Origin of the sequence: Rhizobium sp. AG855, from assembly GCF_003610655.1 — a bacterium.
Lineage (GTDB): Bacteria > Pseudomonadota > Alphaproteobacteria > Rhizobiales > Rhizobiaceae > Allorhizobium > Allorhizobium wuzhouense.
Window position 1 is genome coordinate 2,327,680 of the sequence record NZ_RAQG01000003.1, and the last position, 20,265, is coordinate 2,347,944.

Annotated in this window: 25 protein-coding genes; 8 read left to right on the forward strand and 17 right to left on the reverse strand. The window is 63.2% G+C overall.

Translation table 11 applies throughout. The features are described 5' to 3' along the window. Entirely contained in the window at window positions 1–1,197 is a 1,197-nt protein-coding gene (locus DFO46_RS11460) for an MFS transporter (RefSeq protein ID WP_120277360.1), read from the forward strand. Here the strand turns inward: DFO46_RS11460 and DFO46_RS11465 are convergent. From DFO46_RS11465 to DFO46_RS11505, 8 genes are all read right to left on the reverse strand, one after another. Then, window positions 1,194–1,643, reverse strand: a complete 450-nt coding sequence (locus tag DFO46_RS11465) for a HEPN domain-containing protein (protein ID WP_183041881.1) — start codon at window positions 1,641–1,643, stop codon at window positions 1,194–1,196. The genes DFO46_RS11460 and DFO46_RS11465 overlap by 4 nt on opposite strands. Further along, window positions 1,633–1,989: a nucleotidyltransferase domain-containing protein gene (locus DFO46_RS11470; RefSeq protein WP_147412755.1), complete on the reverse strand. Its 357-nt coding sequence runs from the start codon at window positions 1,987–1,989 to the stop codon at window positions 1,633–1,635. Before DFO46_RS11470 ends, DFO46_RS11465 begins: the two co-directional genes overlap by 11 nt. An 89-nt stretch (window positions 1,990–2,078) precedes the next feature. Continuing rightward, window positions 2,079–2,477 carry a DUF3168 domain-containing protein gene (locus DFO46_RS11475; RefSeq protein WP_120277363.1) on the reverse strand — a complete coding sequence of 133 codons (399 nt, stop codon included), beginning with the start codon at window positions 2,475–2,477 and terminating at the stop codon, window positions 2,079–2,081. A 305-nt stretch (window positions 2,478–2,782) separates the two neighbouring features. After that, entirely contained in the window at window positions 2,783–3,118 is a 336-nt protein-coding gene (locus DFO46_RS11485; protein ID WP_120277365.1) for a phage head closure protein, read from the reverse strand. A 2-nt stretch (window positions 3,119–3,120) separates the two neighbouring features. Beyond that, a complete protein-coding gene (locus DFO46_RS11490) occupies window positions 3,121–3,690 on the reverse strand; it encodes a head-tail connector protein (protein WP_120277366.1) in 570 nt (189 codons plus the stop codon). Window positions 3,691–4,026: 336 nt separating this feature from the next. Next, window positions 4,027–5,313: a phage major capsid protein gene (locus DFO46_RS11495; protein WP_120278223.1), complete on the reverse strand. Its 1,287-nt coding sequence runs from the start codon at window positions 5,311–5,313 to the stop codon at window positions 4,027–4,029. 31 nt (window positions 5,314–5,344) lie between these two features. Continuing rightward, entirely contained in the window at window positions 5,345–5,920 is a 576-nt protein-coding gene (locus DFO46_RS11500) for an HK97 family phage prohead protease (RefSeq protein ID WP_120277367.1), read from the reverse strand. Between the two features lie 274 nt (window positions 5,921–6,194). Continuing rightward, entirely contained in the window at window positions 6,195–6,512 is a 318-nt protein-coding gene (locus DFO46_RS11505) for a DUF6107 family protein (RefSeq protein ID WP_120277368.1), read from the reverse strand. Between the two features lie 465 nt (window positions 6,513–6,977). Between DFO46_RS11505 and DFO46_RS11510 the strand changes: the two genes are divergently transcribed. Next, window positions 6,978–7,853, forward strand: coding sequence for a phosphatase PAP2 family protein (locus DFO46_RS11510; RefSeq protein WP_120277369.1), 876 nt, complete (start codon window positions 6,978–6,980; stop codon window positions 7,851–7,853). A gap of 119 nt (window positions 7,854–7,972) precedes the next feature. On the opposite strand, the gene DFO46_RS11515 is transcribed toward DFO46_RS11510, so the two are convergent. Further along, window positions 7,973–8,560: an alpha-ketoglutarate-dependent dioxygenase AlkB gene (locus DFO46_RS11515; RefSeq protein ID WP_120277370.1), complete on the reverse strand. Its 588-nt coding sequence runs from the start codon at window positions 8,558–8,560 to the stop codon at window positions 7,973–7,975. Window positions 8,561–8,631: 71 nt separating this feature from the next. Here DFO46_RS11515 and DFO46_RS11520 point away from each other — a divergent pair, with 71 nt between their 5' ends. Further along, on the forward strand, window positions 8,632–9,729 hold the full coding sequence (locus DFO46_RS11520) for an FAD-binding oxidoreductase (RefSeq protein ID WP_120277371.1): 1,098 nt from the start codon (window positions 8,632–8,634) through the stop codon (window positions 9,727–9,729). Window positions 9,730–9,803: 74 nt separating this feature from the next. Here DFO46_RS11520 and DFO46_RS11525 read toward each other — a convergent pair whose 3' ends face one another. Then, complete coding sequence (locus DFO46_RS11525; protein ID WP_120277372.1) at window positions 9,804–10,997, reverse strand: phage portal protein; 1,194 nt, start codon at window positions 10,995–10,997, stop codon at window positions 9,804–9,806. 65 nt (window positions 10,998–11,062) lie between these two features. Between DFO46_RS11525 and DFO46_RS11530 the strand changes: the two genes are divergently transcribed. After that, entirely contained in the window at window positions 11,063–11,362 is a 300-nt protein-coding gene (locus DFO46_RS11530; RefSeq protein WP_120277373.1) for a hypothetical protein, read from the forward strand. A 114-nt stretch (window positions 11,363–11,476) separates the two neighbouring features. On the opposite strand, the gene DFO46_RS11535 is transcribed toward DFO46_RS11530, so the two are convergent. Next, window positions 11,477–11,782 carry a Dabb family protein gene (locus tag DFO46_RS11535; protein WP_110789352.1) on the reverse strand — a complete coding sequence of 102 codons (306 nt, stop codon included), beginning with the start codon at window positions 11,780–11,782 and terminating at the stop codon, window positions 11,477–11,479. Between the two features lie 100 nt (window positions 11,783–11,882). Continuing rightward, window positions 11,883–12,503 carry a glycoside hydrolase family 19 protein gene (locus DFO46_RS11540; protein WP_120277374.1) on the reverse strand — a complete coding sequence of 207 codons (621 nt, stop codon included), beginning with the start codon at window positions 12,501–12,503 and terminating at the stop codon, window positions 11,883–11,885. Window positions 12,504–12,788: 285 nt separating this feature from the next. Between DFO46_RS11540 and DFO46_RS24265 the strand changes: the two genes are divergently transcribed. Continuing rightward, window positions 12,789–12,914 (forward strand): hypothetical protein, encoded by a 126-nt coding sequence (locus DFO46_RS24265; protein WP_281039945.1) that lies wholly within the window; start codon window positions 12,789–12,791, stop codon window positions 12,912–12,914. Between the two features lie 191 nt (window positions 12,915–13,105). Here the strand turns inward: DFO46_RS24265 and DFO46_RS11545 are convergent, their stop codons facing one another. Both DFO46_RS11545 and DFO46_RS11550 read right to left on the reverse strand, forming a co-directional pair. Next, a complete protein-coding gene (locus DFO46_RS11545; protein WP_147412756.1) occupies window positions 13,106–13,927 on the reverse strand; it encodes a hypothetical protein in 822 nt (273 codons plus the stop codon). Between the two features lie 82 nt (window positions 13,928–14,009). Beyond that, window positions 14,010–15,521: a terminase family protein gene (locus DFO46_RS11550; protein WP_245422551.1), complete on the reverse strand. Its 1,512-nt coding sequence runs from the start codon at window positions 15,519–15,521 to the stop codon at window positions 14,010–14,012. A gap of 161 nt (window positions 15,522–15,682) precedes the next feature. On the opposite strand from DFO46_RS11550, the gene DFO46_RS11555 reads away from it, so the two are divergent. Together DFO46_RS11555 and DFO46_RS11560 are read left to right on the forward strand one after the other, a co-directional pair. After that, window positions 15,683–16,039 (forward strand): metalloregulator ArsR/SmtB family transcription factor, encoded by a 357-nt coding sequence (locus tag DFO46_RS11555; RefSeq protein ID WP_120277376.1) that lies wholly within the window; start codon window positions 15,683–15,685, stop codon window positions 16,037–16,039. Then, window positions 16,026–16,517: an SRPBCC domain-containing protein gene (locus DFO46_RS11560; RefSeq protein ID WP_120277377.1), complete on the forward strand. Its 492-nt coding sequence runs from the start codon at window positions 16,026–16,028 to the stop codon at window positions 16,515–16,517. Before DFO46_RS11555 ends, DFO46_RS11560 begins: the two co-directional genes overlap by 14 nt. 320 nt (window positions 16,518–16,837) lie before the next feature. On the opposite strand, the gene DFO46_RS11565 is transcribed toward DFO46_RS11560, so the two are convergent. The 3 genes from DFO46_RS11565 to DFO46_RS11580 all read right to left on the reverse strand — a co-directional run bounded on the left by DFO46_RS11565 (window position 16,838) and on the right by DFO46_RS11580 (window position 19,545). After that, complete coding sequence (locus tag DFO46_RS11565) at window positions 16,838–17,647, reverse strand: DNA adenine methylase (protein ID WP_120277378.1); 810 nt, start codon at window positions 17,645–17,647, stop codon at window positions 16,838–16,840. 94 nt (window positions 17,648–17,741) lie between these two features. Further along, window positions 17,742–18,206, reverse strand: coding sequence for a hypothetical protein (locus DFO46_RS11570; RefSeq protein ID WP_120277379.1), 465 nt, complete (start codon window positions 18,204–18,206; stop codon window positions 17,742–17,744). 1,102 nt (window positions 18,207–19,308) lie between these two features. Continuing rightward, complete coding sequence (locus DFO46_RS11580) at window positions 19,309–19,545, reverse strand: diguanylate cyclase (RefSeq protein WP_120277381.1); 237 nt, start codon at window positions 19,543–19,545, stop codon at window positions 19,309–19,311. Window positions 19,546–19,633: 88 nt separating this feature from the next. Between DFO46_RS11580 and DFO46_RS11585 the strand changes: the two genes are divergently transcribed. Continuing rightward, on the forward strand, window positions 19,634–20,200 hold the full coding sequence (locus DFO46_RS11585; protein WP_210210637.1) for a sugar transferase: 567 nt from the start codon (window positions 19,634–19,636) through the stop codon (window positions 20,198–20,200). Window positions 20,201–20,265: the final 65 nt, after the last annotated feature.

Genomic DNA, 20,265 nt, shown 5'->3' on the forward strand with positions numbered 1-20,265 from the left:
ATGCCCCTCCGCCGCCTCGCGCTCGTCGCATCCCTCGCGCTTTGCCAGATCCTCGGCTGGGGCACGACCTTCGAAATGCCGGCTGTCTTCGGCCGCGCCATGGCGACCGATCTCGGGATGGCCAATGAGCTCGCCTTTGCGGGGCTCACCGTGATGATGCTGATGATGGCGGCGCTCGGCCCCTTCACCGGCCGGCTGATCGCCCGCCACGGCGCCGCCCGGACGCTCGCGCTCGGCTCGCTCACCATGGGTGCCGGCCTCCTGGTTCTTGCCGCCGCTCAAGGGATCGTGCTTTATGGCCTCGGCTGGCTGATCCTCGGCTTTGGCGGCGCCTGCGGGTTGTCGGTGCCGAGTTACGCCGCCGTCGTCGAGCGTGAAGGCAACGGTGCCAAACGCACCATCGGCATCCTGATGATCTTCACCGGCCTGTCCTCGGCGATCTGCTGGCCGCTCCTCTCGCTGGCGTCGGAAGCCGTCGGCTGGCGCGGCGCACTCATCGGCGCAGCCGTCGTCCAGCTTCTCGTCTGCCTGCCGGTGCACCTGGCGCTCGCCCGCATGCCGATCCAGCGTTCCGCAGAAGACCGCGCCGCCGACCTCGTCGAGCCGCTCGCGATGAGCCCCGCCCAGGCGCGCATTGCCTTTGCCCTGATTGCACTCGCCACGGCGCTCGCCAGCCTGATGACCTTCGGCCTCTCGCCGATCCTCCTGCACGTGCTCGAAGTCTCCGGCGCTACGCCGGCTCTCGCCTTGCAGCTCGGGTCGCTGCGCGCCGTCTTCGGCATCGCCGCCCGCGCCGTCGATGTGGTGCTCGGCAAACGCTCCTCACCGCTCACGACCGGTCTAGCCGGCACCGCCATGCTGACCGCCGCCCCGCTGATCATCCTCTTCACCGAGGGCACGCCCTCGACACTCTTCGCCTTCGTCGCCCTTTACGGCTTCGGCTCGGGCGTCACCACGATCGCCCGTGCGCTCCTGCCGCTCAGCTTCTTTTCCGCCAGCCGCTTTGCCCAGCAATCGGCGCGGCTCGCTCTGCCGCAAAACCTCGCCAATGCCACCGCCCCCGTGCTGATGACCGCGATCATCGACCGCGCCGGCCTCACCGCCGGCCTGACGCTCGCCACCCTCTTCGCCGCCACGGCGTTCGCGGCAATCCTGGCGCTTGCGGTGATGGCGCGGCGGAGTGGTCGCGGGGGTTAGGTGCGCGGTGGGTTAGACCTTGCCGCCGGCAACCGATCCGACGCCAAGAGCTCCACGCCAAAATGCTCCGCGAGGTCGGTTAGGATCGCCTGGAGCGTCACGAGTACCCGCTCCAGTTCAACCCTTTCGGCCCGCGCCGGTATTCGGCCGGCATCCTTGGGATAGCGGTAGGTCGTCGCGAACACGGTCAGGAAGGTCAGCGGCGCAAACCGCGCCTTGAAGGGATCGGCATCAGGCAGGAGATCCCGCAACACGTCGATGCGATGCGAATCCCGTCGCTCGGCGCGGATGCCTTCCGAAGTCAAAAGCGCCAGCAGCATCTTCTCTGCCGTCTGCTGGGCATGATAGGCATCGTTGCGATTATCCGCACCCGATAGCAGCCGTGCCGCCTCGAGATCCTCGCGGGCCAAACGCAGGGCGTTGGCGATATGCAGCTCAGCGGACAAGCAGAATGCCGTCGTCGACGATATGGCTGGCCGCCGAATTCGCCACTTTGAGATCGGCCTGGAAGTCGGAGAGGCGTGTGACCGAGACGTCAGCATGCACGCCGGATCCGTCCTGCAGCGTCCAGCCGAACAGCGGCGACAACATGCTCTCGGGCGCGTCATCGGCGACGATGATCTTCAGGTCCCAGTCACTCTGTGCAGTCGCCTCGTCACGCGCCCGGCTGCCATAGAGGATCACCTCGATCGGATCGCAGGCAGCGTCAATGCGCGCCAGCAGTGTCCTCAGCGCCGGAAAACGCTCCGGATCTGCCACCCGGCCACCCAAGCTCTGTGCGATCACGCCCATCAACGCCCCCTGTGAAACGGCTGAATGCAAGATAACCTAGGACGTGAACGGTTTCCATAGGATCGAGTTTCGTCCCTCGTGCCCCCACATCACTCCACCACCGCCCGAAAACTTGCCTCCGCGACAAACAACCCGGCCTTCACCTCGCGCCGGCTGACCGTGCGCCGATGCCTGAAATTCACCAGCCGAAACCCATCCAACCCCTCCGGCAGCCCCTCCGCCACCCGGCGCAGCTCCGCGACAAGCGCTTCCGCCTCGCGCCGCGATTTCGCACTCCAGGCCTCCAGCGTCAGCAGGATTTCCGCCCCCTCCGCCTCGCCGGTCGAATAATCCCGTGCCTCGACCGTGCCCAGCACCAGCGCCGGAAAGTGCTGCGGCCGCAGCGTCCGGTCGGTCATCCCGTCCGCCCCGAGCAGCCCGGCCAGCGCCGCATCGGCCTTCACCGCCTGTTGAAGCGCCGAAGCCAACGCATTGACCGCATTCGCCATTGTTCATCTCCCTGATCACGCCCGAGCTGAGTACCGGCACATCACGCCACCCCTCGTGCCAAACGCCAACCCCTCATGCATAACGCCAACCCCTCATCCTGAGGTGCCCGGCGCAGCCGGGCCTCGAAGGACGAGGCCACCGCCCCCATCATCCCCTGCCCGTCGCCCCTCCAGCTCTGAACCGTCAGCGTCTCCCCGCGCAGCCCGCGCCAACCTGTCGGCCAGCGCCCGCCGCAACATCTCGCCCAGCGCCGCGCCGGTCTCCTCCAGCGCCACAGGCGCATGGCCCTGCCCGCCACCGCGCCTCATCCCGTCACCTCACGGCAGAGGACCAGGACAAACCGCCCCGTCTCGTCGAGATCGCGCAACGCCAAAATCGCGAAAACCCGCGCGCCCTTGCGCAGCCGCTGCCCCGGCCTGAGATCGTCGCGTGCCCGCAAGGTCACCTGATGCGTCACCTCCGACACCAGCCCCGGCCCCTTCATCTCTTCGCCAAATGTCTTCGGCTCGACCAGTGCCCAGACGCGGGCCAGCTCGGCAAAGACGACATCCGCCCCGCCCTGCCCGTCATCCGTGGCTTGCGGCGCTTCCAGCACCAGCCGCGCCGTCAGCCGGCCGGCATCGATATCGAGAGCCGCCATGGTCAGAGCCCCCGCCGACAAAAGGGCGCGATCAGCCGGTCATATCCCGGCGGCACCACTGCCGGCTGGGCCTCAGGCGCCACCACGCCCCGGCAGGCAAACATCGCCGCGATATGCAGCAGCATGGCCCGCTTCAGCGTGTCGGGCACTTCAGCACCGCTCTCGCCAAAGCCTGCGACAAATTCCACCTCGATGCCGTTCAAAACCCGCCCCGGCTGAGGCACATCGCGCAGCCAAAGCCGCGCCGGTCGCGCCTCGCCATCAAGCAGATGCCCGTCAAGATCCACGGCCTGACCGACGCCATCGCCGTCATACACCGTCACATCCGTCACCTGCCGCACCGGCCCCCGCGCAATCGTCAGAATCCCGTCATCCGGCCAGGCATCGAGGCACAGCCTGAAATCCCTGACCGCCAGAACAAGCCCGGTCTCCCGCTCCAGATGTTCGCGCGCGACCGCGATCAACGCGACGAGCAGGGTATCCTCGTCATCCGTATCCAGCCGCAGATGCACCTTCACCTCGGCAAGCGTCAGCGGCTCCGCCAGCGGCGGAGTAAGGTCGATGATGGTCATGGGAGATCCTTTGAATATGGAAATGAAAGCAAACCCCTCATCCTGAGGTGCCCGGCCCAGCCGGGCCTCGAAGGACGAGGCCACCCTCGCGGGGGCCGATGCTTCGAGGCCGCTGACGCGGGCACCTCAGCATGAGGACTGCCCCTCATCCCCCTGCCGGGACCTTCTCCCCGTGAACGGGGAGAAGGGGGCACGCCGCTGGCCGCATTCGCCCTTCTCCCCGCCCTGAGCCTGTCGAAGGGGCGGGGAGAAGGTGCCCGAAGGGCGGATGGGGGGCCTGTTTCAACGGGCGGCCAAGGCCACCCACCTCCCCGTCCAAGGGGAGGGTCGGCCCCCTCACACCCCGAACTTCACCAGCTTGATCGCCTCGAAATCCTGCACGCCGCCGCCCACACGCTTCGTCGTGTAAAACAGCACATACGGTTTCGCCGAATAGGGATCGCGCAGCACCCGCACGCCGACCCGGTCGACCACCAGATAGCCGGCGCGGAAATCGCCAAAGGCGATCGCCGTGGCATTCGCCGCAATCTCCGGCATGGCCTCGGATTCGGCGACCGGGAAACCCATCAGCGAGGCCGGATCGCCGGCGCGGGCCGGGGGCGCCCAGAGATAGTTGCCGTCGGCATCCTTCAGCTTGCGCACCGCGCCCTGGCTGCGCCGGCTCATGACGAATGTGCCGTTCTGGCGATGCCCCGCCTTCAGCGCATAAACCGCGTTGATCAGCACGTCCGACGCCCCGCTTGCGGCAAAGGCGCCCGCCGCCCCGGTCGCCACCGTGCCGATCTTGCCCCATTCCCAGGCGTCGTCCGCCACCTGCGGATAACTCAGAAAGCCCTTCGGCCGGTTGACGCCATCGCCGGTCACGAAGGCAACGCCCTCCTGCTCGGCAAAGGCGATGTCGACTTCCGCCGCAATCCAGGCCTCGATATCGACAGCCGCATCGTCGAGCAGCCCCTGGGTTGCCGCCGGCATGGCATAGAGCTCCATGGTCGGGAAGGCGAGTTCGGAAAGTTCCGGCGTGCCGGTCTGCGGCCTTGCCGCCGTCTCCGCCACCCAACCGCTGGCAAAACCCGCTGCCGCAAACGGCTTCTTCAGCACTGACCCTGAGACCTGCCGCACGGTTGCGAGCGCGCGGATCGGCGAAATGGCGGTCAGCCTGCGGCCAATCTCGCCATCCATCTGCGGCGGCACGAGATAACCGCCGTCGCCGGAAACACCGGCCGACAGCGCCTTCTGGTCGAGATCGCGCAAGGCCTGGTCGTCGCCGCGCCTGACATAGGCCTCGAAGGCCGCCTTGTGTTCGGCAGACACCTGGTCGTCACGCCCCGGCCGCGACAGCTGCGGCCGCAGCTTCTTCAGCACCAGCTCGTCGAGAAGCCGCCCCTGGTCGTCGATCGCCTTGTTGATCCGCTCGACCTTGTCGCGGGTCACGACATCGCTCGTCAGCTTGTCCTCGATTTCCGCCAGCCGCTGGTCATTGCCTTCCTTGAAGGCCTCAAACGCGCTCATCAGCTCCTCGAAGGCCGCCGTCACCGTGTCGGGTGCCGCCTTCACCTCGAGTGGCGCGCGCGCGGCCGAAACCGGCTTGCCCGCCCCCTTCGCCCCCGTACCGTCATCCGTCATCATGCCCTGTCCTTTCGCCTGATCCATCTCGTCATCCCCTGTTGAAATGATTGCTCGCCATAACCCTCGCCGCCCGGCGCATCAGCCGGACGAGCTCGGTTTCCCTGTCGCGGTAGAACCGCCGATGCTTGACATTGGAGACACGCGCCGTCGGCAGCATGGGAAAGGTCACGACCGAGATCTCCCAGAGATCCGCCTCCAGAATGCGCCGCACCCCGGCCTTGCGATCGCTGCGCGTCTTCACCGCGCGAAAGCCGATCGACAGCCCGTCGAGCGCGCCCGCCTTCATCAGCGCCAGCACCTCGCGGGCGCGGGCCACATCGGTTGCCAGCTTGCCCTCGACATAAAGCCCGCGCGCATCCTCGCGCAGCACCGTCCAGCGGCCGATCACCTCGGCCGGATCGTGCTGGAACAGCATGCGCACGCCGCCTGCCCCGCGCTTGTCGATCGAGGCCGAAAAGGCCCCGGGCTCGATCGCATCGCGGCCGAGATCGACCTCGCCGAACAGGCTCGCATAACCGGAAAACGTCCCGTCGCCGGCGACCCCCTTCAGCGTCAGCCCCGCATATCGAAAACTCTGGCCGCCCGGCCCTTGCTCGCTCTGCATGTGTCTCTCCTCGTGATGATCGTGTGTCGCTGATCTCCCACCTCCCCCTCGAGGGGGGAGGTCGCCGCAAAGCGGCGGGTGGGGGTGATCACCGATCGGCGCTTGATGATAGAACCGCCCCTCATCCCCCTGCCGGGACCTTCTCCCCGTGAACGGGGAGAAGGGGGCACCACGCCAGCCGCATCGCCCTTCTCCCCGCCTGCGGGGAGAAGGTGCCCGAAGGGCGGATGAGGGGCTTTTTGGTCACAGGGTGAACGACAGTCGCAGCGCAACCTCACCCCACCTTCTCCCCCGCCCGTCCGGTCAGCCGCACCAGCACACCCAGCCCCCACCAGGCGGTGAAAGACGCGAGCGTGGCGCCGGCCAGCATGATCTCGGCGGAGGACAGGTCCGGCTCGATACCGAGCCGGGTCGCGCCCCAGAGACCCGTCGGCCCGCCAAAGATCAGCCCGCAGGCGAGCCCGGTCAGGAAACGCACCGCCGCCTCGCGGCGATGTTTGGGCAGGAGGTAGACGAGCGAAATCGCGGAGCCCGCGACCGCCCCGATCAGGCGCGCAGAAAAAACGCCGCCGTCATGGCTGAAGTCAGTCATTTGTTCATCTTTCGCTGATAGGCTTGATCTCTGCGCCGGCCGGTACGATCCCGCCCAAAAGGCTGCGGCCGGCGCAAACCTTCCCCTTCGACAGCAACGGACTGCGGCCCTATCCAGGTGATGGCGGCGGATTTTTTCGAATATTCTGAATCGCTTGGGCATGAATGTTCACAGAGCGATTCCGGAGGTGAATCTGCTGCGTGAAGTCGCTCACATTCCGATTCAACAGACGACACCGGCACGCCCGTCCGCGACCGTCACGCCCTGCAGCAAGGTCGGCCGTCCCGCGACAAGGCCGCCCGCGAAACCAACTCTCTCCCCCTCATCCTGAGGCGCCCTCGCAAAGCGAGGGCCTCGAAGGACGAGGCCCCGACGCGGATTTCCCAGATCGCAAACACGATCGTCACACGCCTTTCATCAAGGCCTGCCTATGTGCATGCGGGGTAATATGTTTGGGGTCACATCATGGTCTATGTCATCGACGCGGCGCGCGCGCCGCGCGGCACCGTTGCGGAAAAACCGCTGCTTCTCGCCACTCTCGTCACGCTGTCACTGTCGGCATTCTTCGTTTCGTTTCCGGCGGTGGATCTCGCCGTCAGCCAGTTTTTCTATGTCGAGGGCCAGGGGTTCCCGGCGACGAAAATGACGGCGCTCAACACCTTCCGCGCCTTCGGCCAGTATTTTCCGCTGGCACTCACCATCGTTCTGGTGATCGGGCTGGTGCTCAAGCTCATCTATCCCTCGCGGGCATCGCTCTTTCCGCCGCGCTTCACGCTCTATTTCTCCAGCCTCTTCCTGCTCGGCCCGGCGCTCACCGTCAACGGCATCCTGAAACCGCTCATCGATCGCCCCCGGCCGCGCAACATCATCGATTTCGGCGGCACCGAGCATTTCATCCATGCCTGGGCGCTGGGTGGCGATTATTTCGACGACCGTTCCTTCGTCTCGGGCGAAGCCGCCGTCGTCACCTGTCTCATCCCGCTCGCCTTTTTCGTGCCGGTCGTCTGGCGCCGCTGCGTCTTCTGCCTGCTCAGTGTGTTTGCGGCGCTCACCGCGCTCAACCGCATCGCCTTCGGCGCGCATTTCCTCTCCGATGTGCTGATTGCATCAGGCCTGATGGCCATGCTGTCGATCGCCCTCGGCCACCTCTTCTATGGTCGACCGGGTGTCCAGTCCTGCGACATCAAGCTCGAAGCCGCCCTCACCGATTTCGGCTACCGCCTGCATGCCGCGCGCCGAAGAGCCATCGCCCGCGTCCTCGACGCCGTCACAAGCCGGCTGTCACTGTCGCCTGCGCTACTGCAGCCTGCGCCATCGACAAAGGCCGAGCGGCAGAACTGAAGAGCGGGCTCGCGCACCGGGCACGCAGTGGAAATCCCCTCGCCCTGAGGTGCCGGGCTTAAGCCTGGCCTCGAAGGGCGATGCCACCATCCTGATCAGTTCTACGGGCACCAAGCCCTTCAAAACCGCATGGTCCGAAAGGTCAGCGACACCCGTCGCCCGCGCATCACCCGCACCCCGTCGATGATATCAGACCGACGCGCCGGGATCGCATGGGTCCAGTCATGTCGCGCCACCCCTTCCAGCACCAGCAGCGACCTTGGCGGCAAGAGCGCCGCTCGCCTCTCTCCCGTCGCGACGCAGCCAAACTGCATCTCGCAAGGAGAAAGGAGGCTCATCGACACGATCACATCGCCGAAACACGGCTGGCAATCGACATGGGCGCTGATCCCCTGCCCCGGCAAATACTCATTGGCGATCACCTGATCCGGCAGGCGCGCAAAAATCCCGTCCTCGACCATCCGCCGTCCAAGCCCCTGCACGTCCTCCGGCAGCGGCCCGATCCGGCTCTCCGGCGTCGCGATCCGCGCCCGATAATCGTAGCGATAGCCAAAATGCCGAACCCGCCGCCGCAGTTCGTCGCTCCAGGCTCCCTCGTCGAGAAAGGCGACGAGCGCGGTTTCCTCGGCGGGCGTGATCCAGTCGGGGATCACACGGGTGCCGGGTGGGAGGCCAATGTCGGTTATTTCAGTTCCATCGACCGTCATCTGCGTGTTACCCGTAAAGGCTAGCGAACGCCTATCATTGCACGCATTCGTCGCATTTCAAGGTTGCCATCATGCCATTGCAGAAACGCCGCATCATCATCATCGGAGCCGGCATCTTCGGAACGGCGATGGCCTATCACCTGGCCTCGCCGCAAACGGATGTCGTCCTGGTCGAGAGCGGCCCGAACCCCGCCTGCGGTGTCACCGGTCGCGCCTTCGGCTGGATCAACACCGTCCACGGGGTGCCCGGCAGTGACAGTCATGCCCTATGGCAGAAGGCGGTGCAGGACTATCCCGCCCTGATCCACGATCTGCCGGAAATATCAGAATTTTCACGCCATGGCTCGCTTCTCTGGCACGCCTCGGCGCCGGAGACCGAACACCTCTTCACGACACGGCTGAACGCGGGCGAGACCGTCGAACTGGTGGACCGCACCACGATCAGCCGGCTGGAACCGCATCTGCGCCATGCGCCGGAAACGGCTGTCTTCTCGACCGAGGATATCGCCATCGATCCGATCCGCCTGGCCGGAACGCTTCTCAACGCCGCCCGCACCCGCGGTGCCACTGTCCGCTTCGGTGAGACGGTCTCGTCGATCGAAACGGTCAATGGTCACGTCACAGGCGTCCGAACCTCGTCCGGCCGGATCGAGACCGATTGCGTCCTCCTCGCCGCGGGTCCTGGAACCGACATGCTGGCAAAACAGCTCGGCATAGACATCGGCATGGCCCTGTCGCCGGCGCTCCTGCTCCGATATGCCTGCGACACCCCCTTCATCCGCCATATCCTCGATGGTCCACGTGTGGAGGTTCGCCAGAGCCTGGACAAAACCGTCTTCATCGCCGAATCCTGGCATCCGCAGCATCCTGACGAAACGCCCTCCATCATCGGCAAGCGGTTCCTGTCCGTCCTAACCGAAGAATTCGATCTGCCGTCGCCCCTGTCGCTGATCAGCGCAGACATCGGCCATCGCCCCACCTTCGAGGACAAGCTCCCCCGCCTCGGCTTTGTCCCCGAGGTCCAGGGCCTCTACCTCGCCACCGGCCATCCCGGCCTCATCCTCGCGCCCTATCTGGCACGCCTGGCAGCCCGGGACATCCTGTACGGGGAGGTGCCCGCCATACCTAAACGCGCCAATGGAACTGATCCCCTCACCAACAAAATCTGAAGGTTAGGCGGCTTGCGCGCGCCTAACGCTTCGATTTTGTTGGTGAGGGGATCGGTTCACAAGGCACCACACCCTCAATACCCCACAGCCTCCCGCTTCTCCTCATCCGTCAAAAACCCGGCCGCCCCAACCCTCGCCCACAGAGCATCCCGCTCGGCGGAAAGCCCCGCCACCGTGTCCAGATCCGGCACCAGCCGCAGCCCCTCACCTGTGAGATCGCCAAGAAAGCCTGACAGCGCCGCCCCCGTCCGCGTCACCAGCGGCAGCACGGTCAGGCGATAAAAGGCGCGGTTCGCCTCCTGGTAATTCGCATAGGTGTTGTCGCCGGGAATGCCGAGCAGCATCGGCGGCACGCCGAAGGCGAGCGCGATATCGCGCGCAGCCCCGTTCTTCGCCTCGACAAAATCCATGTCCTTGGGCGAAAGCCCCATCGACTTCCAGTCGAGCCCGCCCTCCAAGAGCAGCGGCCGCCCGGCGCGCATCGGGCCGGAATAGCCCTCGTCGAGCTCCACCTTCAGCCGCTGATACTGGTCAGCCGAGAGATTGCCGCCCTCCTTCGGCTGATAGACCAGCGCGCCGGAGGGCCTGGCCGAATTGTCCAAGAGCGCCTTGTTCCAGCGCCCCGCCGCATTGTGCAGATCGAGCGCCACCTGGGCTGCCGCGAGCGGCGCAAAGCCTAGGTGATCGTCGAGCGGATGAAAGAGTTTCAGATGCAACAGCCCATCCAGCGCAATGCGCCGCACCACCGTGCCCGCACGATAATCATAACCCGCCGGCCAGCCATCGGCAGCGGAGACGACACTCACCCGGTCGGGCCTGAGCAAATGCAGCTCCGCTCTCGCACCCGCCCCTGCCCCGACCCCGGCACTGCCCCCCGCGCCAACCGCAATCGCCTCGACAAAAGCATTGCCCGAGAGCAGCAGCTGGCCATAGAGCGCCTCCAGAAAATCCGCCCCGGTCATCGCCCCGTTCGGTCGCGACAGAAGCGACAGCGCCGGGTGATCCTCCCGCTCGGCCGGCCCCTGATAGGCGAGAAAGCCGATACTGGCAGCCGCTTCCGAGACCATCCGCACACAGCGATGCGCCACCGGGTTCTTCATGAACCCCTCGCGCGACAGCGCCGCATAACTGCGCCCCGTCCACCGCGCCTCACCCTCGCCGGCAATCAAGGCCAGCGGCGTGCCAGGCCGGGGTGACAGCGCCTTTTCTTGGGCCATGCGGGTGCGATCCGGGGCTTGCGCCCAGGGCAAACGGAAGGGGAGTTTCATGGGGGTGTGTCCTTGCTCGACGGTGAGGCAATCTCGATGATCGGCCCCTTGGCGGAAAACCAGCCTTGGATTACCATCTCATGGTTGCATTTTCGGTCACGGGAATCAGGGGGGCGGTGATGGAAGCACCAAAAGACAGTCTGACGGTTCTGATCCGCAACGAAAGTCAGAAGCTCACGGCGAATTTCGTGAATACCTGCGGGACGACCATGGTGGCGATCGGGGTTCTGACGCCGACGATCAACGCCATTGTGACAGATCCGAGCACGCTCAGTCCCCTTGCCGTCTTGGGGTTTTCGACATTCGGCGTTATATTGCACCTGTGGGCACGCACATTTCTCTTGGATCTTGAGAAAGCACCATGATCGACATCACCGCCACCAGCGGCTTCTTCAACCAGGCAGGTCTCTTCCTGCTCGGCGTCTCCATCCTGGCAGGGCTTTACCTGCTGCTGCGCCGCCGCCAGAGCCGCTGATCCCTCAAACCCTCTCCCGCACCGCATCCCCCACCCCATAATCCGCCGCAAACCGCTCCTCGCGGAGCGGTTTTACCCGGCGAATGCTCTCCTCATAAAGCGGATGCGCCTTGTAGGCGGCGAGCGCCGCCTCGTCGTCGAACTCACCATAGACGACGAGATCAATGCCCTGATCGAAGCGGTCGGTCTTTACATTGGTGCCGATCTCCAGCAGGCGTGCATGGGGGATCTCGGTCAGGATCGAGAGCCCCGCCCGCACGGCCTCGACATTGTCGGGCGACGCTGTGAAGAAGACGATGTGGCGGATCATGGGGCACCTGTGAGACCTGTTGCAGAGCAAAAGCCGATAGCACCACACGCGCCCCCGCTCAATCCGCCCTGAAGCCGCACCGCCCTTGATCCGATGCCGCTCAAACCACCAGGCCCGCCCGGATCGCCGCATCGAAAATCCGCGCCTTTGCGGCAATCGGCTTTGCCCGATCCGTCCCGTTGACGATCTTTCGCGCAGCGGTCCAGTCGGCCTTCATGCCGGAAAAACAGTCGGCAAGCCTTACGCCGGAAAACAGCCCTTCGGTCATGCCGACCAAGAGGATGGTCGCGGCCACGTCGAGCCGCAACGCCAGATCCGGTTCCGCCACCAGATCGAGCCCCACCACCCGGCTCATCCGCGCATAGTTGTCGCGGTGGGTGATCTGCACCAGGCCCCGGCCATAATAGCTGCGGCCGTCGGCATCCGGCCGCCAATAGGGTGTCTTCACCGTCGGCAGTTTCCCCGCCCGAAAAGCCCGCTCCAGCCGCGCCACGGCCTCGTCATTGCTCGTCGCCAGCGTCTCGCGCACCGGCTGCATGGTGCCCGCCGTCTCGTGATGGGCCGTCGCCAGCATATAGGCGAGCCAGCGCGGATCGGCCCAGCCACGCGCAGAAAACCGCGTCAGCACGGCCTCGATGCCGTCCACCTGCGCCTGGGCCATCCGCCCGCCGAAGACGGCATGGCGCAGGCCTGCGAAGACGATCGCGCGATCAATCCGCATGGGAAACCTCATATTCAGGAGAATGGGAAGGGCGACGGACCGCGCCGGATCACCTCGATCCGGGGGCCGCAGAGGCCGAAGAGAGCAGCCCGAGAGGCGACCGTGCAGCGCGTGCGCCACCCGTTGCCGCAGGATCGGGAAAAATTCTTGTTCTTTAAAACGATTGAAGAAAATTCAATCGTTTAGAGCCCGTTCCGTTCACATTTACAAAGCTTTAACACTGTGGAACTTTCCGCTCATGCAGACGTTCTGGAAGCCGATACTTCCAGCATGAGGAGGGAAGACATGCAGACGACGACCACTTCGCCCAAAACCGCCGCCCCGGCCACGATCCCGGCCCATGTCCTGCAGCGCCTCGAAAACGAATGGCGCCAGGTCCGCCAGCCGGCCAGCCAGCCGGCGCAGAAGTAAGCCCAGATCCACCGTCCCATCAGCAAACCGGCGCCGAAAGGCGCCGGTTTTTTTTCATTTAACGCTGCTCACCGTAAGTCAAATCCTCAGCCTTCGAAGCCACGCCTTGCCGTGCGCCAAACTATACGCAGCGGCGGCGTGGTATATGGCGCAACGGATCCCGGCGACGCTAGATTTTGCTCAACGAATATTCATCTTTGATCATTGTTCAATAAGTTGTTGTTGTACAGAAGCAAATTGAATCCAGCAGGCGCTCTGTTGATGATGGATTCCTGTGAAACGGAAGGTGTCTGAATCTGATCTGCTTTCTTCCTTTGCCTCAGGTTAATTTCCTGTCTTTTTGGTTTTTCAAACGTTACGTCGACAAAAGCCAGTTGCAGCTGCCCGAAAGCTTCTGACGATCCGGTCAGATTGAGAGCTGCGGTGAGGTGACTTAAAACCCAGGTTGGGCCAGCGGGGCCAGCTGAGAGTTTCGCGGTGAATTCGGTAGTCCCGGAGAACAAAGCCTGCTTATCATCAGTAATGGTTGCAACTTGGATTCCGCGACCGCCACCGTTTTTCCTTCGTTGCTGCAGATACTCGTAGGTGGTGGCATATTCTTTCACGAGGGCATCAACACCGATATCTCCGATAACAGGCGAATTACTATGGGAGACGCAGCCTTCTGTGAGCGCCGTGGCAAGATCTATAGTGAATAACTGGGTATACGATCTCTTTGTCGATCGTTCAAAACCAAACGGCAGCGCAAAACTGAACGTTTCGCCCGGCTTCGACAGTGCATCTGCCGGGGTCAAAGTCGAACCGAACGCACCCACGTTAGTGGTCTGAAGAGTGAGTGTTGCGGCGACCGAACCACCATTCGTAAGATATTTTGAGGTCCTGCTGCTTTCTTTCAGTTCGCAACGCACCTTTTCAATGAGCTGATCCATCGAAATCGGCGTTACATTCCCTTTCGGGCTGCTCACACAGCCACTCACGCCCGCGCACAGCGCGAGCACAATCAACTTCCGCATTCCCCTGCCCCCAGAAAAATTGACGAGAACCCAGGATTGCATGAATTTACCTTTTATCAACCATGTGAAATTTAGGGTATTCTCACACCCCGCGTATCCGCGGCTCAGCCCCGCCCTCCAGCATCAGCGCCGTCAGCGCCCAGACCAGCGCGTCGAGCCGGTCCGGCGAGCGCCCGTTCGACAGACCGTCGACGCCAAAATCACACATCTGATCCTCGAGGGCTGAAAACCTGCCGGCATGCAGCACCCGCCCCTGCTCGTAGAGCGCCGCCACCGGCTCGGCGCGCAGAAACTTGCCGCGTGTGGCGCGCACCGTCGTCACCGGCAGCCGCGCCTCAACGCTTTCCAGCACGCTTTTCACCATGTCTCCGCCCTGGTTGACCTCGGCCACCACCCGATCCGCCTCGAAGCGCCTGTAAGCCGAGACCACCGCCCGCGCCCAGGTCGCCGGGCCTGTCCCCTCCACCGAGCAATCCGACAGCACCACCGCCTGGCCATTGTCCTTCAGCCCGGCAACGACGATGCCGCAACAGGCCTGCGCCCCGCCGGCCGGCGGATCGACCGCGACCACGATCCGGCGCAAGGGTTCTGCGAGTTTCACCACGATCTCGTCGAGGCGTCCCCGCTTCCACAGCGCATCCGGCCTGTCCTCGATCAGCTCGCCATCCAGCTCCTGGCGCCCCAGCCTTGTCCCGCCATACCGCGCCGCCAGGGCCTGCAAAAATCCGGGCGCCAGATGCGCGGCATTGGCCGCCGTCGCGATGCGTGTCAGCCGCGTCGCCTCATCCGCCATCAGCCTCTTCAAAAGCGGCACCGGCCTTGGCGTCGTCGTCACCACCTGACGCGGCTTCTCCCCCAGCCGCAGCGCAAACTGCAGCATGTCGAAGGTCTCGTCGGCATGTTTCCATTTGGCGAGTTCGTCGCACCAGGCGAGATGAAACTGCGGCCCGCGCAGGCTTTCCGGGTCTTCCGAAGAAAAGATCTGCGCGATCGCCCCGTTCGGCCAGACCAGCCTGCGCCTTGATATCTCCACCACCGGCCGCATCCGCCGCGCGATTCTCGCCAGCCCCGAGGCCCCGTCGATCATCACCTCGCGTGCGTCGCCCAAGGTCTCTGCCACCAGCGCAATGCGCAGATCCGTCCGCCGGCCGGCCGCCTGAACCTCGGCCTGCACCCATTCGGCCCCTGCCCGCGTCTTGCCCGATCCGCGCCCGCCCAAAATCAGCCAGTGGCGCCAGTCGCCCTCCGGCGGCAGTTGTTCGGGTCGCGCCAGAAGCCGCCAGTCGCGGGCGAGACAGGCGAGGTCGGCAGCGGTCAGCCCGGTAAGATCGAAAACGTCGCTCCGCCCTGCAGATACCGGCCGATCCCTTCGCCCGTCACGCCCATCCCGTTCGGTCCCAATCGAAAACCCGGCCTGCGCCCGCGTCTCGGGCGAGGCCTGTTCTTGAAGGGCCGTGCCATGCGCCACCGTCGTTTGCAGTGTTTCGGAAATCCCGACCAACCCAGCCTGCAAATCGCCAGCCATGGCAAAAGCCGAAGTCAGCCTCTTCGCCGCCCGGTCGCGCGCCAGCCGCCCCAGAGATTTCGGCGTCATCGGCAGTCTCCACACAGCATCTGTTTGCCTGCAGCCAACGGCACTGATCCCGCCCAGCCACAGCTTTCCCCGTCGAGGGCATCGCTTCCGTCCGCGCACCGCCCGCAACGGAGAGCCCCTCGCTTGCCACCACCCCATCTTCATGCTAAACACTGAACCAAATGGTTCAGCAATCCGCCGCCCAGATCGATGCCGCCTTCGCGGCCCTTGCCGATGCCACCCGTCGCGGCGTGCTCGAAGAGCTCGGTCGCTCCGAGGCCTCGATCACGCGGCTTGCCGACCGGTTCGAGATGAGCCTGACGGGCATGAAAAAACACGTGGCCCTGCTCGAAGAGGCGGGGCTGGTGACATCTCAGAAGCAGGGCCGGGTCCGGGTCTGCCGGATCGAGACCGAGGGCCTGGGTGAGGTCGCTGCCTGGATTGCCGCGCGCCGCAAGGTCTGGAACGACCGTTTCGATGCGCTCGACACCGTGCTCGAAACATTGCTGCAACAGGAGAGACCCGATGAGCAAGCTTGAAACCGTCGGCCCGACTTCGGTCGAGCGCATGTCCGAGACCGACCTCGTGGTCACCCGCGTCTTTGCCGCCCCCGTCGCTAGCGTCTTCAGGGCCTGGACCACGCCAGACCTCTTCAAGCTCTGGTGGGCGCCGCAATCCATGGGCGTGCCGATCCTCGACGTTCAGATGGATCTGCGCGTCGGCGGCCGTTACAGCGTCACCTTCGGCCATGATCCCGCCGAGGCGATGACCTTTTTTGGCGATTATGTCGAGGTCGAACCGAATGCCCGCCTCGTCTGGACCAATGACGAAAGCGGCGAAACCACCATCACCACGGTCACCTTCACCCCCGATCCCGCCGGCACCCGCCTCGTCCTGCACGAAGCCTATCCCTCGAAGGAAGCCCTCGACGAGGCCTGCATCGGCATGGAAGGCTCGATGCCTGAACAGTTCCTGCAGCTGGATGCGCTGCTCACAAGCTTGGACACGGCGGCCTGAAAGCCTGCAGACATCCGGCAAATCAGGACGAGCGAAGTCTGGCCGCTCCACCGGATTCCCTCCGTGCGGGGAGCGCCCGCGAGAGCTGAGGGGGGTAAAGGTGCACCGAGGCCGACCGTCTCAAGAGCTCCCCCTCCGCGTATCACCTGCGAACAGAGCCGCCCGCTTACCCCCCTCGCCTGCCGATTACACTCTATTTGACCAGGAGAGTCCGCGTCATCGGCGGTCTCTTCAAAGCATCCGTTTGGTAACATAGGCATAGGAATATTGATTGATTTGGCAGGGTAGATCGGGACTAATCTTAGGAATTTTTCCTTATGCTACTGCAGAGATTGGATCACAAGCTCCTTGCGACGTATTCTCCGAGACCTTGAGGCTGTGTACTCAACGTCCAGCTCATTGATCCGAAAATCTTTGAAAACGGCTCGCATCAGGGGATCATCATTGATCGAAAGAACGAACCGGCCTTTCAGCCTCGCGAGTTGATCGGCCAGCCTTTCATACTGCTCGGAATCAAACATTCCCCTTCCATAGGCGCCTTCATGGCCGTAATACGGGGGATCGAAATAGAAAAGAGCCGTTGGGCTGTCATACCTCTGAACGAGGTCAAGCCAATCGAGGTTTTCGATGACTACTCCAGCTAAGCGTTCGTGAACGGCCTCGAGAACAGCACCGACATTCGCCACATTGAAACGGCTGGAAGCATTTTTGCAGACCCCGAAACTCTGGCCTCGCACTTTTCCGGCGAAACTCAACCTCTGAAGGTAGATGAACCGCGCAGCACGTTCGAGTTCGGTTAACACTCGCGGATCAGAAGCATGCAGGCGATCGAACTCTTTTCGGCTTGCCAGCTGATATTTCATCATATCCATCAGTTGCGGATAGTGACGTTGTAGTATTCGAAAAAAGTTGAACACTTCGTCAGATCGGTCATTGATGACCTCCGCTTTCGGAACGCGCGTTCGGCGAAAAAATACTCCTCCCATACCAAAGAACGGCTCTATGTATGTCCGGTGTGGACATCCCTCAATTAGCGCGATGATCTGACCTGAGAGCAGCCGCTTGCCACCTATCCAAGGCGCCGGGGGATTGGTTTTCAGGACCACGGTAAAAGGATCGCCAGTTAGCATACTGGACCTCAATATTAACGGTGAAATCTTTTGGTGTTCGGCGAAGCCGTACGGCCCGCCCCTCGCAAAATAGCTGGTATCGCCACGCGAGTTCTCACGGCGGCCTCTGCCCCTCGGCCAGCCCCGACACCGCGGCCACGTGCGCCGCCACCGCCTGGTCCAGCCGTGCGGCCACCGCCTGCTCGACCCGTGCTGCAATCAGCGCCTCGACCTCGGCCCGCAACAGCTCCGGATCGCGCGCGTCCAGCGCCCGCTCCTCGGCCTCCAGGCGATCGCGCTCCAGCTGGCGCAAAAGCGCGTCGATCTTTTCCAGCGTGCGCACGATCAGCGCAATCGCATCGGTCGCCGCCTTCGCATCCGCCCGCGCCAGCTTCGCCAGCCCCTCGTCGGCGCCGTCAAGCAGGCTCTCGGCCGCTTCCCTCAGCCGCCGGAACATCTCGAACTGCGCCCGCATCTCGGTGGTGAATTCGCCAAGCAGCCGCTCCAGATCCGATCCCCCACCGGCCGCCTTCACCTCGATGACATCGGGCAGCGCCTCAATCCCCGCATCCTCGACCATGCGCACCTCCAAAACGAAAAAAGGGCCCGCATAGCGGACCCATCGAAACCCTCAATCGAACCGCCGCAACCCCTCCGGCCACAGCTTTCCGATCATGGCATAACCCTAGCGAATGACCGTCACGGTGTCAAGGATTATTTTCCTATTTGGCACTTTGAGGTCTCGTGACGACGTGCGGCATCATGCCGACGAGAACATGGTACACAGGAGCATCCGTCGATGGAAAGAACTGGATAAAGGCGACCACAAATCCCGGATAAAAAGTGCGGCTTGTCCAAGTTCTGAGAAACAGCCCCGCGTCCGAGTGCGGCTCAAACTTGATGGCATCCTCACACCCCACAAGGAAGTTTGGGTCTAGCTCACCCCCTAGGATGAACTCCCGAGTCAACGGAACATAATCCTGCGTCTCAGTCGCGAATGCGTAGCCATGGGCCATCTTGGCGAGAAACCTACACAAAACTGAGCTATTTAAATCCATCATGTGCAAGCTAATATCTGCTGCACCATACTTTAACCTCAGTCTTTGAACCTCTTCCTCGTCACAGATTGACCAAACCCCAATCCTAATCTCTTCACTTTCACTCGGGAGCTTACCGCGAAGCGCGCGCGCAGGAGGGTACGTTGGAAGTGTGCAGTGAAAAGGGTATTCGTCGCCTGAGACATATTGATCCCTTTGCGAGCCATCGGCCATCATCAATGTAATCGGGTATCTATGCGGTCTTTTATCCGGCCTTCTGCTGCGCATCTGAAGTTTAGTCCTTGTCTTTCCGAACACACGTCTCAGAATAAACAACTCCAGTTGAGAGGTCTTCTTGGCACATTCGGCGCATGACGACCTTGGCAGGACTAATTCACCTCCGAATGCATAGGGAAATACGTGTTCGTTCGTTAGCCGCGCTGCGCCAGCGCCGCAATAAATACAGAAATTGGCGGCTTTTTGTACTCGCATACCAACCTGCTCCAATGCGTAATATGGAAGTTGCAATGCCGTCCAATGCAATTCAGCATACGCCGCGAACAGTATGGAGGAAAGGCGCGAGCGGATTGTACCCTCATCCTGAGGTGCCCTGCCTCGCAGGGGCCTCGAAGGATCGAGCCCCCCTTACCCTGCCTTCGACCTGTTCCGCCCCGCGCTCTTGGCCTCATACAGCGCCAGATCCGCCCGGATGACCAGGTCGCGGGCGTCGCGCAGCCGGTTTTCTCCGGTGCCGGCATAACCGACGGAGACGGTGACGGTGGCGATGCCGTCGATGCGGGCGGGGTGGGGAATGGTCAGGTCCCATCTCTGTGGCCGGAGTTCCAGCCGATATTCCGCCTTCAGCGCCCCACCCCTTGCCATCCTTGTGGGCCAAGCGTTCGCAAGGCTAGCGGCAGCGTGCGAACTGGACTATGGAGCAGCAGCGAATATGTTGGAGATGTTTCGCAATATGGTTCTGAAGCGCCTCTTCGATGTTCTTGTGGCGATTTGCGCGGCACTGGTTTTTGCCATCCCGATGATGATCGTTGCCGTGGCCGTGAGGGTAACCTCGCACGGGCCTGCGCTTTACTGGTCCAAACGTGTGGGAAAAGACAATCTGATCTTCTGGATGCCCAAATTCCGCACTATGCGGATAGACACGCCGGTGGTCGCGACGCATCTGTTGAACGACCCGTCCAGACACCTGACGCCAATCGGAGCTTTCCTGAGGAGGAGCAGCCTTGATGAACTCCCGCAGCTCTGGTGTATTCTGAAGGGAGAAATGAGCCTTGTGGGGCCACGCCCCGCATTGTTCAATCAGGAAGACCTTATCGAGGCGCGCACCCGGGCGGGCGTTCACGTGCTGACACCGGGTCTGACCGGGTGGGCCCAGATCAACGGACGAGACGAGTTGGAAATTCCCTTGAAGGTTGCGTATGACACAGAGTATCTGCAACGCCGGAGTTTCTTTTTCGACCTCCGTATCCTGGCACTGACAGCCGCAAGAGTGATCCGTGCCAAGGGTGTATCCCATTGAGAAAATCAGCCGGCAAAGCAGCATGAGCGAGAGCATATGACACAGAACGACCTCGTTCATCACCC

What these genes read in the sequence shown, in the direction of transcription:
- DFO46_RS11460 (WP_120277360.1), top strand. Translation starts at nt 1, where the DNA reads ATGCCCCTCCGCCGCCTCGCGCTCGTCGCATCCCTCGCGCTTTGCCAG.
- DFO46_RS11470 (WP_147412755.1), bottom strand. Translation starts at nt 1,989, where the DNA reads ATGGGCGTGATCGCACAGAGCTTGGGTGGCCGGGTGGCAGATCCGGAG.
- DFO46_RS11475 (WP_120277363.1), bottom strand. Translation starts at nt 2,477, where the DNA reads ATGGCGAATGCGGTCAATGCGTTGGCTTCGGCGCTTCAACAGGCGGTG.
- DFO46_RS11485 (WP_120277365.1), bottom strand. Translation starts at nt 3,118, where the DNA reads ATGGCGGCTCTCGATATCGATGCCGGCCGGCTGACGGCGCGGCTGGTG.
- DFO46_RS11490 (WP_120277366.1), bottom strand. Translation starts at nt 3,690, where the DNA reads ATGACCATCATCGACCTTACTCCGCCGCTGGCGGAGCCGCTGACGCTT.
- DFO46_RS11495 (WP_120278223.1), bottom strand. Translation starts at nt 5,313, where the DNA reads ATGACGGATGACGGTACGGGGGCGAAGGGGGCGGGCAAGCCGGTTTCG.
- DFO46_RS11500 (WP_120277367.1), bottom strand. Translation starts at nt 5,920, where the DNA reads ATGCAGAGCGAGCAAGGGCCGGGCGGCCAGAGTTTTCGATATGCGGGG.
- DFO46_RS11505 (WP_120277368.1), bottom strand. Translation starts at nt 6,512, where the DNA reads ATGACTGACTTCAGCCATGACGGCGGCGTTTTTTCTGCGCGCCTGATC.
- DFO46_RS11510 (WP_120277369.1), top strand. Translation starts at nt 6,978, where the DNA reads ATGGTCTATGTCATCGACGCGGCGCGCGCGCCGCGCGGCACCGTTGCG.
- DFO46_RS11515 (WP_120277370.1), bottom strand. Translation starts at nt 8,560, where the DNA reads ATGACGGTCGATGGAACTGAAATAACCGACATTGGCCTCCCACCCGGC.
- DFO46_RS11520 (WP_120277371.1), top strand. Translation starts at nt 8,632, where the DNA reads ATGCCATTGCAGAAACGCCGCATCATCATCATCGGAGCCGGCATCTTC.
- DFO46_RS11525 (WP_120277372.1), bottom strand. Translation starts at nt 10,997, where the DNA reads ATGAAACTCCCCTTCCGTTTGCCCTGGGCGCAAGCCCCGGATCGCACC.
- DFO46_RS11535 (WP_110789352.1), bottom strand. Translation starts at nt 11,782, where the DNA reads ATGATCCGCCACATCGTCTTCTTCACAGCGTCGCCCGACAATGTCGAG.
- DFO46_RS11540 (WP_120277374.1), bottom strand. Translation starts at nt 12,503, where the DNA reads ATGCGGATTGATCGCGCGATCGTCTTCGCAGGCCTGCGCCATGCCGTC.
- DFO46_RS24265 (WP_281039945.1), top strand. Translation starts at nt 12,789, where the DNA reads ATGCAGACGACGACCACTTCGCCCAAAACCGCCGCCCCGGCCACGATC.
- DFO46_RS11545 (WP_147412756.1), bottom strand. Translation starts at nt 13,927, where the DNA reads ATGCGGAAGTTGATTGTGCTCGCGCTGTGCGCGGGCGTGAGTGGCTGT.
- DFO46_RS11550 (WP_245422551.1), bottom strand. Translation starts at nt 15,521, where the DNA reads ATGACGCCGAAATCTCTGGGGCGGCTGGCGCGCGACCGGGCGGCGAAG.
- DFO46_RS11555 (WP_120277376.1), top strand. Translation starts at nt 15,683, where the DNA reads ATGGTTCAGCAATCCGCCGCCCAGATCGATGCCGCCTTCGCGGCCCTT.
- DFO46_RS11560 (WP_120277377.1), top strand. Translation starts at nt 16,026, where the DNA reads ATGAGCAAGCTTGAAACCGTCGGCCCGACTTCGGTCGAGCGCATGTCC.
- DFO46_RS11565 (WP_120277378.1), bottom strand. Translation starts at nt 17,647, where the DNA reads ATGCTAACTGGCGATCCTTTTACCGTGGTCCTGAAAACCAATCCCCCG.
- DFO46_RS11570 (WP_120277379.1), bottom strand. Translation starts at nt 18,206, where the DNA reads ATGGTCGAGGATGCGGGGATTGAGGCGCTGCCCGATGTCATCGAGGTG.
- DFO46_RS11580 (WP_120277381.1), bottom strand. Translation starts at nt 19,545, where the DNA reads ATGGCAAGGGGTGGGGCGCTGAAGGCGGAATATCGGCTGGAACTCCGG.
- DFO46_RS11585 (WP_210210637.1), top strand. Translation starts at nt 19,634, where the DNA reads ATGGTTCTGAAGCGCCTCTTCGATGTTCTTGTGGCGATTTGCGCGGCA.